Annotated in this window: 12 protein-coding genes; 3 read left to right on the top strand and 9 right to left on the bottom strand. The window is 57.9% G+C overall.

From position 1 onward, the window contains the following. Positions 1 to 54: 54 nt before the first annotated feature. Together ACWTPI_RS02365 and ACWTPI_RS02360 are read left to right on the top strand one after the other, a co-directional pair. Complete coding sequence (locus ACWTPI_RS02365; RefSeq protein ID WP_454730875.1) at positions 55 to 3,114, top strand: DEAD/DEAH box helicase; 3,060 nt, start codon at positions 55 to 57, stop codon at positions 3,112 to 3,114. 111 nt (positions 3,115 to 3,225) lie between these two features. Further along, positions 3,226 to 4,176: a DUF4238 domain-containing protein gene (locus ACWTPI_RS02360; protein WP_454730874.1), complete on the top strand. Its 951-nt coding sequence runs from the start codon at positions 3,226 to 3,228 to the stop codon at positions 4,174 to 4,176. Positions 4,177 to 4,714: 538 nt separating this feature from the next. Here the strand turns inward: ACWTPI_RS02360 and ACWTPI_RS02355 are convergent. The 3 genes from ACWTPI_RS02355 to ACWTPI_RS02345 form a co-directional block, all read right to left on the bottom strand. Then, complete coding sequence (locus ACWTPI_RS02355; RefSeq protein ID WP_454730873.1) at positions 4,715 to 5,584, bottom strand: hypothetical protein; 870 nt, start codon at positions 5,582 to 5,584, stop codon at positions 4,715 to 4,717. Between the two features lie 18 nt (positions 5,585 to 5,602). Further along, entirely contained in the window at positions 5,603 to 6,313 is a 711-nt protein-coding gene (locus tag ACWTPI_RS02350) for a hypothetical protein (RefSeq protein WP_454730872.1), read from the bottom strand. Positions 6,314 to 6,461: 148 nt separating this feature from the next. Further along, positions 6,462 to 6,689 (bottom strand): hypothetical protein, encoded by a 228-nt coding sequence (locus ACWTPI_RS02345; protein ID WP_454730871.1) that lies wholly within the window; start codon positions 6,687 to 6,689, stop codon positions 6,462 to 6,464. A gap of 822 nt (positions 6,690 to 7,511) precedes the next feature. Between ACWTPI_RS02345 and ACWTPI_RS02340 the strand changes: the two genes are divergently transcribed. Then, the gene (locus tag ACWTPI_RS02340; RefSeq protein ID WP_454730870.1) at positions 7,512 to 7,859 is read left to right on the top strand and encodes a helix-turn-helix domain-containing protein; all 348 of its coding nucleotides are present in this window, start codon (positions 7,512 to 7,514) and stop codon (positions 7,857 to 7,859) included. 223 nt (positions 7,860 to 8,082) lie between these two features. Here ACWTPI_RS02340 and ACWTPI_RS02335 read toward each other — a convergent pair whose 3' ends face one another. The 6 genes from ACWTPI_RS02335 to ACWTPI_RS02310 form a co-directional block, all read right to left on the bottom strand. Continuing rightward, the gene (locus tag ACWTPI_RS02335; RefSeq protein WP_454730869.1) at positions 8,083 to 8,565 is read right to left on the bottom strand and encodes a hypothetical protein; all 483 of its coding nucleotides are present in this window, start codon (positions 8,563 to 8,565) and stop codon (positions 8,083 to 8,085) included. Continuing rightward, positions 8,558 to 10,639: an integrase gene (locus ACWTPI_RS02330; RefSeq protein WP_454730868.1), complete on the bottom strand. Its 2,082-nt coding sequence runs from the start codon at positions 10,637 to 10,639 to the stop codon at positions 8,558 to 8,560. The genes ACWTPI_RS02335 and ACWTPI_RS02330 overlap by 8 nt, the downstream gene beginning before the upstream one ends. Then, complete coding sequence (locus ACWTPI_RS02325) at positions 10,629 to 12,164, bottom strand: site-specific integrase (protein WP_454730867.1); 1,536 nt, start codon at positions 12,162 to 12,164, stop codon at positions 10,629 to 10,631. Before ACWTPI_RS02325 ends, ACWTPI_RS02330 begins: the two co-directional genes overlap by 11 nt. Further along, a complete protein-coding gene (locus tag ACWTPI_RS02320) occupies positions 12,164 to 13,447 on the bottom strand; it encodes a tyrosine-type recombinase/integrase (protein ID WP_454730866.1) in 1,284 nt (427 codons plus the stop codon). The genes ACWTPI_RS02325 and ACWTPI_RS02320 overlap by 1 nt, the downstream gene beginning before the upstream one ends. Before the next feature lie 131 nt (positions 13,448 to 13,578). Beyond that, positions 13,579 to 14,130 (bottom strand): single-stranded DNA-binding protein, encoded by a 552-nt coding sequence (locus ACWTPI_RS02315; RefSeq protein ID WP_454730865.1) that lies wholly within the window; start codon positions 14,128 to 14,130, stop codon positions 13,579 to 13,581. Between the two features lie 230 nt (positions 14,131 to 14,360). Then, positions 14,361 to 15,629 (bottom strand): MFS transporter, encoded by a 1,269-nt coding sequence (locus ACWTPI_RS02310; RefSeq protein WP_454730864.1) that lies wholly within the window; start codon positions 15,627 to 15,629, stop codon positions 14,361 to 14,363. Positions 15,630 to 16,011: the final 382 nt, after the last annotated feature.

Here is a 16,011-nt window from a genome sequence, read left to right as displayed (position 1 = left end):
AGTGCGCCGATTCGCGCGAGCAATCGTGTAAATCCCGCTTAAGAGGGGAATGCAATGGCTTACAAAGCCGTATTTGTTGGAGTCAACAAGCAGCTCGACCCAACGGTCAACGAGCTACCCGGGGCAAAGCGCGACGCCTTAGCACTCTGGTCGCTGTTCTCCGACACGTTCCCCGGCCTCGGCTCCACGCTTCTCGTCGATGAAGCCGCAACAAGAGACGTGGCGTCTCGAGAAATCCTGCAGGCGTTAGATACAGCGTCGGACGAAGACGTCGTTATCCTCAGTTTTGCGGGGCACGGCACGCCCGATGGCTGCCTCGCGTTCTACGACACCGACAGCACAGACCTTTCCGGCACGACTTTGCCGATGGCAACCCTTGCCGACGCATTCAGGTTGACCAAGGCTAGAGCAGTTCTATTTGTCCTGGATTCGTGTTTTAGCGGACATGCCCCAGCGCGAGTGCTCGAGGTCAATGCAACGCCGCGTAGCGCCTTCTCGCTAGAGAATGTTGCCGGCGATGGGCGAGTGCTTCTCGCAGCATGCACGGCAACCCAATCGGCTTGGGAGCAGCCTGGAACTGGCCACGGCCTGCTGACGGCTGCATTGATTCAAGCCATGGCAGATGGAATGGCGGAGACAGTGAGTTTTCCCGCAATCGCGGATGAGATTATCCAACTCACCCGAGTCGCCGGCGAGAGACTTGGCTATACGCAAACACCCGTGTTCTTAGGGCACGTAGAGGGTGGGTTGGTCTTCCCAAGGCTTAAGCGCGGGGCTAACTTCAATGCCAGCTTCCCCTCGACGAACGTCATTCACATCAATGGGCCGTTTTCGGACCTCCTCGCGCATGGTTTCCCAGAGGCAATTGTTGAGCAGTGGGCCGCACGCTTTCCGGATGGGCTAAACGCGCTTCAGATGCGAGCCGTCAATGAGTACGGCGTCCTGGCTGCCCGTTCACTCATGGTCGTCGCCCCGACTAGCTCGGGAAAGACCATGGTGGGGGAGCTCGCAGCCATTCAGTCGGTCATCGCGGGCCAGAAGGCGGTATTCCTACTGCCGTACCGCGCCATCGTCAATGAAAAATTCGAGGAATTCACCGCCAGGTATGGGGAGGCCGGCCTGCGCGTGGTCCGTTGTTCGGGGGATGCGTCCGACTCGGTCGGCTCTATCCTAACGGGTAGATACGACCTTGCCTTCTTCACCTACGAGATGTTCCTCAGTGTCGCGCTTGGTTCGCCCCACCTGTTGAGCCGTTTAGGCGTTGTGGTGGTCGATGAGGGGCAGTTCATTGCCGACCCACGGCGCGGTATCACGGTCGAGCTGATACTCGCCATGCTTGTTCGGGCCAAGGAGCGCGGCGTATCTCCGCAGCTTGTCTTGCTATCGGCTGTCCTAGGCGAATTGAACGGCTTCAATCAATGGCTGGATGTTCCCGTCCTTCTCTCCAGGGAGCGTCCAGTACCGCTGATTGAGGGGGTTATCGACCGCAACGGCATGTTCCAATACCTGGACGTCGACGGTGCCATCAAGACCGAAGAGATGTTGCCACGGCACGCCATTGTCCAACGAACGAAGGAGCAATCTTCGCAGGACGTGGTTGTCCCATTGGCCCAAAAGCTTGTACCTGTCGGGGAGAAGCTAATTGTCTTCAGAAACTCGCGCGGAAAGGCGCAAGGTTGCGCCAAGTACCTCGCGAGGGAGCTCGGCCTTCGCCCGGCGACAGCAGCACTTGAAGCCTTGCCAAAGCACGGCTTGAGCTCTGCATCTCACGATTTGCGCTTTTGCCTGGAGGGCGGCACTGCCTTTCATAGCGCAAACCTGACGAGAGTTGAGAGAGAAGCCGTCGAGCGGGGGTTCCGTAATGCTGACGGTGGGATTCACGCGCTTGCGTCGACGACAACACTGGCTGCGGGCATCAACACACCGGCATCGACAGTCATCCTTGCCGAAAAGGAGTTCCTCGGTGAAGACGGCCGGCCCTTCACCATCGCCGAATACAAGAACATGGCTGGTCGAGCCGGTCGCTTGGGATTCAAGGAGACAGGAAAGGCCATCATTCTCGCTGACAATCCTATGGAGCGAACCCAACTCTTTGCGCGCTATGTCCAGGGCCAGCCAGAAGACGTGGTTTCTTCGTTCAGGAATGAAAAGCTGGCGACCTGGGTTCTACGCCTTCTCAGCCAGGTTCGTGGAGTGTCGACGGCAGAGATTCCAGGTCTACTCGTCAATACGTTCGGGGGATATGCTGCCTCGCGAGCGAATCCGGCATGGGTACCCTGGGTTGAAGAGCAAATTTCGGCGCTCATCTCCCGACTGCTCCAAGCCAATCTGGCGGAGGAGGAGAACGGAGTGATTCATCTCACCCTTCTTGGCCAGGCAGTGGGAGCATCATCGCTGTCATTCGAGTCTGGGCTGCGCCTCGTTGAGCTTGTGAGGGGTGTGGACTGGGCGACTACGCCATCAGTCTACGTGCTGTGTCTGCTTCAGGTCTTGGAGGAATTGGACGCGGTAAATGCGCCTACCTTGAAACGCGGCACCACTGAGGCGGTTCGAGTAAGCCAAACTACGCAACGGTTCGGCTTGCGTGCCGCGCAACTTCTGCAGAGGTTCGGTGCCGACCAACATCAGTTTTGGAAGCGATGTAAAAGAGCGTGCGTTATCTATGATTGGATAGACGGTGTTGCCGTTGACGAAATTGAGCGCCGTTACACGACGAACCAATTCTGGGCGGCCATCAGTTTTGGCGACATCGTGAACATCACAGACACGACTCGCTATCATCTGCGTTCCGCCCGTGGCATCCTTACAGCACTGTTTCTCGACAACCCCGAACTGCTGACGTCGGTTGAAGAGCTGATTCCTCGTCTAGAGTTTGGTCTCCCGACGCGGGGACTTCCTTTGCTCGACCTACCGATAGAGCTCAACCGTGGTCAGCTTCTCGCATTGATTGAGCGTGAGGCGCTCAATTCGGAGGCGGTATCTGCCATGCCCGACGATGCACTGACCCAGTGTATTGGGGCCGAAAGCACGGCGCAACTGCGGGAAGTACATCGCCAACTTGCCGACGCGGCGCTCGGCGCTGCGTCGGCAGACTCCAAGTATGTCCGGAACTAATTCAAGGGAGGGGGTTCCCCCGCTCACTCCGGACTACATCATGCAATCTGATGCCCGAGCGAGTGGGGGAACCCCACCTCCACGCTTGCAATTCCAAACTCACTCATTTCGATGACTATCAAGAAGCGGCATCACTACGTGCCGAAGGCATACCTGAAAGCCTTTGCTGATGCCGCGGGCCGCGTCCTTGTCTACCGTAAGGACGAACCGAGCAAGGTCTTGCATGTCGCCCCGGACGGAACCGGCTTCGAGCGGTACTACTACTCTCAGCCAACGCCTGATGGTGGGGTTGACCACAATCTGCTTGAAGACCTGTTCTCGCAAACGGAAGGGCTATGGCCTGCGGTCGTCGAACGTCTCAGCCGCGGAGAGAACGTCAACGACTCGCTACTGCTCATCTTCGAATTCATGCTTCTTCAGCGAGTTCGGGTGCCGGCTAGCAGAGATGCAACAGAAGCGAGGTTGGCAGCGCAGGTTCACCAGGCGATGCTCGACATGTTTGCCGAAGGGAAGCTGCTTCCGCCGCCTCCCGAGTTAGCGGGCCGACTTGACGAAGTCGTCGTTTCCATCGACCCTCACAAGTCCATTCATGGCATGGTCGATGACGTGTTCGCGGCCCGTAATGTGTTCGAGAGCATTGGTCTCTTTGCAATTCAGAATCGGACCAACGTGCCCTTCCTAACAAGCGACAACCCAGTTATATGGTTCGACCCATCGGTTCCGGTAGACGAACTTCAGCCGTACACGGTCCCAACTGGCGGTCCAATAATGCTCTTCTTCCCCGTGAGCCCGACCACACTGCTAGTCGGAGCAAGCGACCAAAAAACTAGGTTCTCGGAACACGGGCTTATGTACGGTGAGGTAGCGGACGAGGACTGGGTCTTCCGAGTCAATCTCGAGGTCTGCAGATTTGCCTACAAGGCCGTCTACGCCAGCAAGCCCGGGCTTGAAGAGATGATTGAAGCATTCGCGGACGAATCGCCTGTGTGGCAGCGGGAAGGGGGAACCGGCAGGCTAGCGTTTGGAAAGCGGCAGACGAAGCCTAAGTGGGGGGCGAAGTAAAGGGAGCAGAGCGTAGAGGACGATATTGGTCGTGCTATTACCGGCAATATTTTGCCGGTAATAGACGAAATCACGTTCAACAGGCAAAATTCTACCTGTTATTACGACTACAGCCAGCGAGGTGTGGAGGATGCGATGCGAGCAATAGGTCACGCGCCCAGAAACCTAACGCCAGAGGAAATGGAAGCCGAGCTAGGGGAGCGGCTGAAAACCCTGCGCGTACACCGCAATCTGGACCAAGCCACGCTGTCAATGCGTGCGGGTATCAGCGTGCGGGCGTTGCGGAACCTCGAATGCGGCAACGGTTCATCGTTGCATACCCTCATCGTGGTCCTCCGAACTCTCGGACGGGAGCAATGGCTTGAGACCATAGCTCCTGTCCCGACTATCAATCCACTGATGCTTACACGAGAAGCGAAACCACGCCAACGCGCCAGCAAACCGAGACTCAAGCGGTCGGTGCTTCCGCCAGCGCCATAACATCCGGTTTTCAAACCTAGCAACGTCCCAACCCTAGCGGGTCGGATACCGCCTCTCTCTATGTCTTTGCAGGAATTGCTGCTGAGAATTGGCCCATCAGCGTTGATGCCTGAGTCTTCGACACAAGACTCCGGTTCCAGACCATGACCTGTTGCAATTGATAGTCCAGCGCTCCGACGCCATTGGGCCGGAATAAGAACAGTACCCCGTGGAGTGTGGCCTTGATATGCTGGAACTTCGCAGCTCGAGTTCGTATTTCCTCAGAATCGCCAGCATTTGTGTCTTGGAATAGGCCGAACACACCACGCCGACAATGCTCTGGCACGTCGGGGTCGCCGTACATCGCGAGTTTGCAGTCGAACCCGTCTGGCATTCCCAGAAGAATGTCCGAAATACATATAACGACGATGTTGACAACTCCTGGCACGACCTTCAGGAACTTGACTGGAGTACCGTCCGACTTTTGAACCTTCGAGAGAATGGTGGACTGCAGGCGGAAGATTTCTTCCGCCTCGTCATCGCCGTGCTTCATGGCCACATAGTTCTGACCCGCCGCCAACTGTTTCGCAATATCATCGGCGGTAGACTTATCCTGCTGTTGTAGTCGCAGCTCAAAGAAGACTGCATCGCCTGTCGCCCCAGCCAACCTAAAATCGATTGAGCTGGTTTGCCCTGAATCCTGCCTGACTTCATATTCCAGAGGCATGCCAGCGGTCTCAAACTGATAGGCGAAGGTTGCCTCCAGCAAGAATGCGAGAAAGTTGCTCTTATCGTTTGCCCGAGCAAGCGTGTTGAACAGCGCACCATAGCGTCCGGTTACCTCCAGCGCATGAAGCTTAGCCAAGAGGCCGTCAACTTGGTCGTCCGGTTGGTCGGCCCCGCCAGAGGCTTTAATTGCAGCTTCGAGAATTGGACGGTCGATGGGCATAGCTTTCTCTCATTGAGCCTACACTAAGAATTCCCCTAGCGGAGTCACACCGATAACGTCAGACGACGGTATCAATTGGCGCAGGCACGCCTCGGATTCGTAGAGATGAGCGTCTGGATGAACCGTTGCGTGATAGTGACTCAGCACCGCACGTGACATCGCGTATGCGGCCCTGAGGGCATCCCCTGGAAGAGCCACCTCAACGACGACCGGACGCCCAATTGCCTCCAGCTTCGGCGCTATTGTCAAATGCTGTTTGAGAGGCATGAAGATTGCCTCACCACCGAAGAATCGGAAAAACGTCTCGGTCCCTTTCGTCTTGATTAAGGAGCGGGATAGGCATGCCCAAACGAGGCCGTCTCGTACACTGCGTTGACCATGATGCTCGAAGTAGGTCTCCCACGCAGCCATGATGTCGGCTATTTCCATTGCGGTGAAGTGGTCACGGAATGTCGCCAGGAACTCAGCCTGATGGGCTGCTACGTCGGTTGGGCGAAGGCCGTGTGCCTCAAAAAAGCCAGGCGACGGTTCCTTAGTGCAGTGATACCCGTGGATGCGCTGCTGCTTCAGATACACCTCAAGTTCGTCGGCGATAGCGCGAACAGAGCGGCTCTCTAGAACGGCATCCAAGAACTCGCGCTGCTCGAACAGTTGCCGATGTTCGGCTAAGCGCGCAACAAATTCGGCGGGCAGCGCGGCTACAGAGTCAAGGCGTAGGGGTAGCGACATGGCAAAAGTATTGCACGGACTCGGATGCGCATGTGGCTCTGCTTCTTCTGGCGAGTCCTGATAGCGAGTCTTAGATAGCCCGCTACTTGTCCTCTTGCCAAAGGACGGCAGCTAGGCCGCTCGCCGAACCAGACTGCCCTGGCGGACATTAGCCCATGTCCTCGTGAACCTCGGCCAGCCACTCCCGAATGTACTGCTGCGCGCATTCGTCGCTAATGTCGCGCACGGAGTCGAGAAGTAAGAAGTTGCGTACGAGCTCTCCGGGTTCACGACCGAAATGGTAGGCGATGTATGCGTGACCGCCGTGACGCGTCCCATCGTAGTCAACGAAAAGCGTCGAGTTGGGCCGGTCCAGAATAATTAAGGGATGTTCCATTGTTGGCGGCTCCCTTCGACGCTGTCGTTCCCGACGTCGGTTGTTTGCAAAGTGGTGGGGGAGTAATGCAGTCGTCGCAGTACACATGCCTCCAATAGTCGTCTCTTAGTACGCCGGGGCGGCCACAGCATTCACACGTGGTTTGAGCACTCAGTTCAGCATGCTCAATGGAATATCGAATGCAGAGCGAAGCCTGACCATGGAACAAGTAGCCACTCGCCATCGATATTCGCAACCTCCCCTCTGTTTCGCGAATTTCACGGCAAAACGGAATGAGGGGGGAAACATCAAGGGGCGCGGATGCTCCCCAACGCAGTCGGCGGTCCAGGGATGCCATTTCCCAAGTCGCGTCAGCTGGCTCGCACCATATGTCACGGAGGTGCTGCTCAATTTCCTGCGCAGCCGCCTCAATAATCGGATACCACCCCCTGCCGCATTGAATGCCTAGTAGCGCAAGGGTTGACGGGTAGGCTTCGGGATAATGAACTGACCGGAAGAACAACGGGTACTTTGAGAAGAGCCGCCGTTGTGGCTCCGGCCATTGCCATGCGTCCTCATGGTTGAGGACGCCGGACGAAGGATTTGGGCGACGGCCCGTCCCGTAGCCGCTCATTGATGGACCTCTTTCAACATTTCTTGCCCGGCAGGCTCGCGCTTCCATGGAGACTAGGAGCGGCGAGCTGTTGCAATGCAATCTACAGTTTAGCCGTTGCCTAAGGCTTGAACGAAGTCCCCGCGGGGCATCAACGGTCAAGCATCCAGCGGCCCAAATTCTACGAATTTCGTAGAGAAACAGCAAGCCATTTCTACGATATTCGTAGGATGACTAAGAAGGAGCCAGCGACACTTTTCGGACGCCGTCTGCGGGAGGCGAGGCGACGAGCCGATATTCCACAGGACCGACTAGGTGTCCAAATCGGCCTTGACGAAGGGACCGCAAGTGCTCGAATGAGCCGCTACGAAACGGGCACGCACGAGCCTCCGTTTGGCATCGCTCTGAAACTGGCACAAGCGCTCCAGTTGCCAGCTGCATACTTCTACTGCGAGGACGATGAGCTTGCCGAGCTGCTACTCGCTTGGGCGCGTCTCTCGAGGAAGGAACATAGCCACATCAAGTCCCTGATTGAGACCCTGTTGGCCCGCAAACACGGCTATGCCGATGAACAGTGACATCATCGATTGGGATGCTCACCCTCCGTTTAGTCAACGATGGTCCTTGAGTCCCAGCGTCGCCCAGCAGGCTGGCAGTATCACGAAGTATCGCCACTTTTGAGAAGTTTTATTTCGCGTGATACTCGGTGATACCGCCGAGCGGAACTCTCGCGGCACACCCTGTAAAGTGGTCGCGTCTATCACTAGCGCTCCTAGCAGTCGCTCGTACCGGCCCCAGCGGTCAATCACCCTGGCGCCTAGAGAGAGGCTTCGTCTTTGGCGGCCGCGTTTGCTCTCGGTCGACTCTCGGCAGCGGCTGGCTTAGAAACTGGGCATCCAGGCCACGGTTGCTCGCGTTGTATGCCCATACAACAAACTGCTCCAATAGTCGTTCGTTCTCAGCCTTGAGCCTCGCGTTTTCGGCCTCCAATCGCTGGTAGCGCTCCAAGAGCGCTTGCGCTTCCGTGGCGCCGAGCCCTGCAGAGCCTTGTTTCTTGCTGCGAGGCAGCCCTGTGAGGCGTTCCTTCGTTAATTGGAACGCCTGTTTGATACGCGCATGCTGACTGAGCGCCTGCCTGGTGTATCGAGCCTTCAGGCGGGTCTCGACGGTCTCAATGAGGAGTTCCCATGAGAGCTTTCCATCCCAGCCGTCCAGTAGGCGAGCGATGGCCTCTATGTCTTGGTCCCCCAGATTTCGCGCTCGGGATTTCGATGTTCTAGGCATCGACTTTCTCCATCATGGTGAGCAAGTTGCGCATGGCTTGCGTTGACGTAGCCTCATCCGCTAAGGATGCCGTCTCATGTCCCAGAGCAGCACGAGCCTCCGCGGCCTGCTCAATTCGAGATGGGACCGGGAGGTTCGATAGCTGGATGATGGCGCCTCTGGAGACCTTGGGGTCATCGAGGATGACGCACAACTGCGTCAGCCTCTCGACGGCCAACCTATGGTGTTCCACCCAGCGGCTGGCGCCAAAATAGCCATCACCCTGGGCTTGTTCTGCTGCGGCAAGGTTCTCTCTGGCAGTTTCGAGTTCCGCGCGAATTCTGGCGGTCCGCATCTCATCCCCTTTGATACACACCTGCTCATGGCAGTTGAGGCAATCCGCATGCAACTGGCAAGGAGCCATTGTGTAGTCATGAATGCAGACACCAAACTCCGTGGTGTGAGCAGTTGGGACTTTAAGCCGGGCAAACTCATCGCGATGAATCACTATCCGCTTAGGGAGCTCAGCCAGCGGACCGAATACCTGGCAGTCATCGCCAAGGGCATTTCGAATCTTAAGTACCAGCTCGTCGGCGGACACGTGGTCGTAAGCCGCATTTTGATGAATGTTCTTGCGTCCAGACCATTTTGCAATGTCGAGCTGGCTCAGCCCTCCGGCCTGCGCCAGGGTGTTCAGATAATGCCGAAACTGGTGTGTCGTGACTTTGATTGGACTCCCGTCAGGCTCCGTAAATCCGTAGCGCTCAAAGATGGTCACGTGGTGACTGCCATTTTTTGGTCCAAGCCTATTATTGACTTGATTTACGTTTACCGCCTCGACAATTCCCACCCACGATGCCCTGTCTGCTGCAAAGTCATTTCTCTTAGCAACAAATAATGCATCACTAAATTTCAGCTCCAACTCAGCATTAAGCCAGGGAAACCCCCGAGGCAGCTGCGACAAAATAAATCGCTCGATGTCCGAGAACCGAGCGTAATGCTTTCCTTCGACGCAGACTGTTTCGATACCCTTGCTTTTGTACCACCCGTTGATGACACTACGGTCCGTCTCCTTTCCAAATAGAATGAAACCGACCTCGGAGTTTCTTAACAAGGCTTTTCCACGCAAATACTCATACTCAGGCAGAATATAGACCCTATTGGGGTTATCTTCATACCAGCGCGCTACCTCCCGGGCGTGCCTTGTGTATTTTCGAATCTTGTTGAGCGCCTCACTCACGACCTCCTTCATCGAGGGCACAATCCATTTCACCATCGGGTCTGCACCCTTTGCAGGCCACCACCGAAGACCATAGGCCTCAGAACCATCTGCATTCCGCTGGTGAACTTCACAATCGGTTGGCAGCATCAGCACCTCATTAATGCGGTCTGGCGCCGCACAAAGGAGTGCCGCAATAGAGGAAACCAGCACAAAAGTGGTTTCGTCAGCAAGCCGAAATATCTTTGGCAAGGCATCCAAGGCGGCCTCCGATGGCAGCTTTGAGGCACGCTCTTCATCAAACTGCTGGCCCACGCGTCCTTGAGTTCTCTGTCGCGTTATAGGACTCTTCCAACTATTAGCTGGGATTGCGGTTAGACGATGTCTCTCCAAAAAGGCTGCAATCCTTTGAAGATGCCCCCCTATACTAACAGCACTGCCCCGGTAATTCTCCACGGTTATCTGCGCCGCTCGATTCAATATCGCGGCATCAATGCGAACAGGGGTAACTTCCCCTCCCTCCGTCAACGCCTCGTGAACCATCCGCAATGCGGCCAGCACAGGACCGAAGCTCGTCAGCGGCCGCATCGCATTTGTATAACGAATATATGCCTTAGCAAATGACTTGTAAGGTTCGGTCATCGCCTGCGGCTCTGGCAAGTCTAAGGAGGAGTAGGTATAAAATCGCAGCCTGGTACGTTTGTTCCCCATGCCTTTCAGGTTCACGTGGTCAGAAATATCCCGTTCGTCAGCATCAAATGCCAGGTCGTTTCCGTACGTGGTTAGCTGGTTACGGCATAGTTGGATGAACTGCTCCAAGTTACTTTCCGCGTCCCTTTCCGCTCGAGGGGTAAATAGGATGAGTTCAGCACTCATGGGCTTTCTCCAAATCCACCTCTCTTATTACTTGGCATTGACGAATGACCTCGGCAACGGCCAAGATGGTTCGGTCGTTAATCGAGGCAATCCGCTTGTCGGCAACCACGAGCTTGCGCTCACGCTCGGCCAACAAGTGGTTCAGGACAGCTTCATGCGGCCCGTCGAGCCAGGCCTGGAAGCTCTGGCAGGTGTAGCAAGCTATGGGTGCCGAGAACCCACAAAAGCCGTGGCTGCCGCAGCTCCCCATTGGCTGGCAACTACGTTCGATACGTGGGTCGAAGACTCTGCTCGATGGGTCGCTTCCGCGGGTAGCAGCCGACTCGTCGGCAATGACGACGCCAGCAAACGCTTGCGCCAACGGAGCCAGTGCCATGGCAACGGCCTTGTCGATGCGCTCAACGATTTCCGGAGTTGATTGCACGTACACGCCGACGTTTTGGGTATCGGTATGGTCCAGCAGTTCAGCGATGACCAGCTCGCCGTGCCCTTCCCGCGCGGCCCTGGTGCCCAAGGTTCTTCGAAATCTGGTGGCAGTAATATGAATAAGGTCGCCAGTGCGCTCGGAAAATACCTCGAGCTTCCCCAGAATTCTTACGAGCTTATTGGCGAGCGAAGTAGCCGTCAGGTGATACTCCATTCCGACGGGCTGTTGGTCAGTCTCATTTGCAGGAAAAAGAGGTGCTTGTCGAGGGTCTTCGAGCTTCCCTTCAAATGATTTCTCAACCTCGGTCGCATACTCATACAGCAACTGGCCAATCTGCGGCGTTATAAGGCGTTCCTTGAACTCCAGCCGCGCAGCTTTCCGTTGCTTGGCACGGGGAACCTTTAGGCAGTAATTATGCGAGCCATCCTGGGCTCGCAGGACGTTGACATCGCACAATTTTAGCAGGGCATATTGAGCCGGCCTCTGTCCAAGAAGCATAAACAACCACGCCAGAAGATAATCATCCTTGGCAACTGAGCCAGAGGCAAAGGCGTGATTCAGTGCGACCTGTATGGATTCGAGCTCAATGTCCGTGAACGGCCCGTTGTGCGGGTCCATCGTCAAGACCGCCGCCCCCTTCTGATTACCTTTCAGCCTGAGCTCGTTAAGCAGGGCAATCGCTTGGGAAGTGACACCGTGATAACCAAGCGAGTGCCATTTCTTAAGGAAACCTGCCAGCGCACCCAGGTACCATTTCCGACCTCCAAGAGCCGAATGGTAGTTCAGTAAGTCAATTTCTGATACTTCGTGTAGCGGTTCAATTCGACCCTCGGCAAGATGCTTGAATAGATGTTCGGCTCGCTGAAACATATTGTCCAGGTGCCGCAGAGATTTGTTTTCTGCGTACCAGATTAACGCCTTCTGAAAGCCATGTACGAACATCGGCGTTGCCGCACCAATTAGTCGTGCAAAGTTAATACTGGCGGCAGCATGCCCCTCTCGAATTATCCACCGTACCTGACTAGGGTCAAACAAAGCTCCACCACGAGTCCGAACGACAGGAGATTTTGTTTTTATGCTTATGGGTAGTGCGGTCATCAGATGTCGTTCTTATTGGTCATTTCAGACTGAAGTTGCAGGGATACTTCATTGGCCCGCTGGCGCACATGCCGCCGGGTGTAATTGACCGCCGTACCCGACGTTTCAGACCATCCCATGAGGAAAGAGCGCATCTTCTGCTCGTCAGCTTCCGGCGTCTTCATTTGGTCCATGGCCTGAGAGAAATTGTCATTCCAAGTGTGCCGCAGCACGTGGGGAGACAAATCATCCGGCAATTCTGGAATATGTGTGCGTAGGAAAGCGAAGCACTTGTTCAATGCACTCAGGGACATAGGTGCCCCGGTCTTGTCGGCCACAAAAAGATACTCATGCTTCCGAGCGCCTACCAGATGCCGACGCGCGTGAATTACATAATCGTGGGTCAGTCGGCAGAGGTCTGGGGAGATAGGCAACACGCGGTCCCGAGTTTTAACCGTCGGCTGTTCATTTCGGGGGTCCTCTGGTGCATCCGCCCTGCGGACGATGGTGACGGTTTCCTTCCGGAAGTCAATGTCCGAGACCTTCACATTCAGCAGCTCACCGCGGCGTAGGCCGAAGGAATATAACCACCGGAAGACCAGCTCATTCCTTAACTTGGCGAATTTCCCTGCCCAAGGATTCTCTGGGGAACTCCTGGCAGTTACCGACAAAAGGCGGGTCGCGGTCTCACGCGGTAAGCCTTCTCGGGCGGACACGACGTTCCTGCTGCGGTGGTCGGGAGCCCGGGCCAGCAGCGTTTCGATGACCATCTGCCGAGCGGATTCGAAAGCCTGAAACCTCGAGCTACTGGCATGCAGCTTCAACAGATGTGCCTTGGCCAACCAGGACACATAGTCAGCAATCCCGCGGACCCGATTGGCTGCCGATTCAGCAACAACCATTTTGGGCCTCGCATTCGTACGAAGCTGGCGCAACCGCTCTAAGGACTGCACCCGCGAGGGTTTCGCCCCAGCTTCGGCTTTCTGATTGCCAGCTGCAATCATGTCGGCCAGACAGAGGGAACAAGCATTTGCCAAAGACTCAATCTCGGCTAGGTCGGCAATGCGGCCTTCCTGAAAGCGAGCCTCGATGTCGATGCCTTCCTTCTCGAGGAAGAGCAGCAGCAGCATGATATGGCGCAGCGACTGCTCGATGGTGTTCGCTGCGAGATTGCGCCCTCGGAGCTGAGTCAGTGAATAAATCGTCGGCTCAAATAGCGGCGCTCCAACCCTTGTGTCGATGAGCACAGGCAACCGCTCCCCCGAGGACAACCTCAGAGTTCTCACGGCGTAGGGGTTGGTCATTGTTTACACTCTCCATAGGTGAACACTATGAAAAGTATAGGATAGCTAACAAAAAAATGTAAACAATGAAAAAAGCCCCACCAAATCAATGGTGAGGCTTGAGTTATTTACTTTCCTGAACCTGTTCCGGGCTAGAACGGAATATCGTCGTCCATGTCCTCGAAGCCGTTCGACGGCGCCGGCTGCGGACGCCGCGCCGCGCCGCCGCCCTGCTGGCCACCGCCACCGCCGGCAGCCTGGCCGCCGCGCGCGCCATAGCCACCACCGCCGCCGCCACCGCCGCTCGACTCGCGGCCGCCGCCGTAGCCGCCGCCCATGTCGTCACCGCCGCCACCGCCGCCCATGCCCTGGCGCGAGCCCAGCATCTGCATCTGATCGGCGACGATTTCGGTGCTGTATTTTTCCGCGCCGGACTGGTCGGTCCACTTGCGGGTGCGGATGCGCCCTTCGATATAGACCTGCGAGCCCTTCTTCAGGTACTGGCCGGCGATCTCGGCCAGCTTGCCGAAGAAGGCGATGCGGTGCCACTCGGTGGCTTCCTTGAACTCGCCGCTCTGCTTGTCCTTGTAGCGGTCGGTGGTCGCCAGGCGGATGTTGGTCACGGCGTCGCCGCTGGGCATGTAGCGGGTTTCGGGGTCCGCGCCCAGGTTGCCGACGAGGATGACTTTATTGATCGATGCCATGTGAGTGTTCTCCCAGGGCCACGCCCTCTGCTGCAAGCGGCGTGGCGATGCCTTGACTGATGCGCAAACAAATGCGCTGGAAAAAAATGCGCGTAAACGAATAACGCGCCCCCGGCCATTGAGTCGGGCGCGCGGTCATGCTAACGCCAAATTGCGGCGAAAAGCGTTAATAAGTGATGCGGGAAACCCTTGCGGGCCCACCTCCGTCATCGCCGGCGTTGCCGCCGGCTTCAGGCGGCGACGGCCGGCGCACTGCTTTTCCGCGCCGGGGGCGACTTCATGTTCCAGGCGATTATAAGCCAGAGGAGCAGCACCACCGCACAGCCGAGGAACACGGCGCTGCGGCCTTCGTGCTTGAGCAGCCAGCCGCCGACCGCGCCGCCGAGGAACAGGCCCAGCGCCTGGGTGGTGTTGTACACGCCGAGCGCGGCTCCGCGCGCGGCGGCGGCGTAGCGCGACACCAGCGAGGGCTGCATGGCTTCGAGCACGTTGAAGGCGACGAAGAACAGCAGCAGCACCGCGACGATGCCCCACAGGCCGTGCACGGCGGCGAACAGCAGCTGCACGGCGGTCATCAGTCCGACCGCGCACAGCAGCACGGGACGCACCTTGCCGTAGCGCTCGGCGGCCATCATCGGCCCGAGCATCAGCACGAAGGACACCAGCACCACCGGCAGGTAGACCTTCCAGTGCTGGTCCAGCGGCATGCCGGCGTCGCTGAGCATGGCCGGCACCACCATGAACATGGCGACCTGGGAGGCGTGCAGCGCGAGCACGCCCACGTTGAGCCGCAGCAGGTCGGGGTTGGCCAGCACGGCGCGGAACGGCATGCGCACCGGATGCGGCGGCGGCGGCGCGGGCACCAGGAACAGCGTGACCAGGATGGCGAGCACGCCGAGCACCGACATCAGCGTGAAGATGCCCGGCATGCCGATGCCGTGCAGCAGCGGCGAGGCAATCACCAGCGACAGCGCGAAGGTCAGGCCGATGCTGCCGCCGACCAGGGCCATCGCCTTGGTGCGGTGCTGCTCGCGGGTCAGGTCGGCGATGCAGGCGGTGATGGCCGCGGAGATCGCGCCCATGCCCTGCAGCGCGCGCCCGGCGATGATGCCGTTGAGCGTGTCCGCGTTCGCCGCCACCAGCCCGCCGGCGACGAACAGCAGCAGCCCGGCGACCATGACCGGCTTGCGGCCGACGCGGTCGGACAGCCAGCCCAGCGGGATATGGAGGAAGGCCTGCATCAGGCCGTAGATGCCCATCGCCAGGCCCACGCGCTGGGCGTCGTGCCCATCGGGCAGCCCGGCCGCGTATTCGGCGAACACCGGCAGGATCAGGAACAGGCCGAGCATGCGCAGCGCGAAGATGCTGGCGAGCGAGATGCTGGCCCGCAGTTCCATGCGGGTCATGCGGTCGCGCCCGGCGGCCGGCGCGCTGGCGCCGTCGGCCTTGGAATCGTCGGCCTTGGCCGCATCTTGGGAGGAGCTATGGATCGACGACATTGCGATCGTGGGAATTTCCGAGACTGGTTGCCGGACCGGCCCGCGCGGCGTGCCGGATGCGCGCGCCGCGCGCCAGGCTGCCGCGCGGCCTCACCGGAGGCACCGTCCGGAGCGCCGCCGCGGCCCCCTGCAGGGACACTGCTGGAACGCCTCGGGGGCACCGCGCAAACCCGTGGCAAACCCGCAAAAAAGGCCTCCCGCAGGTGCTGCCGGACAGGGGCTGGCAACCCCGGAAACCGAAGTTCGGTATATTAACAGGTTTGCTTCGCCGCGCTTCGGGCGCCGCAACGGGCGCCGCGCGGCCCGGGGCGGGCCGCCGGAGCCGCGCCTGGCATGCTTTTTTCTTGGAAATTCCGTGAGACCGGCCTGTCGACCTGACCGG

This window comes from Cupriavidus ulmosensis, from assembly GCF_977008105.1.
The sequence above is the reverse complement of the archived record's forward strand: the minus strand, read 5'-3'. Positions and strand labels throughout refer to the sequence as shown.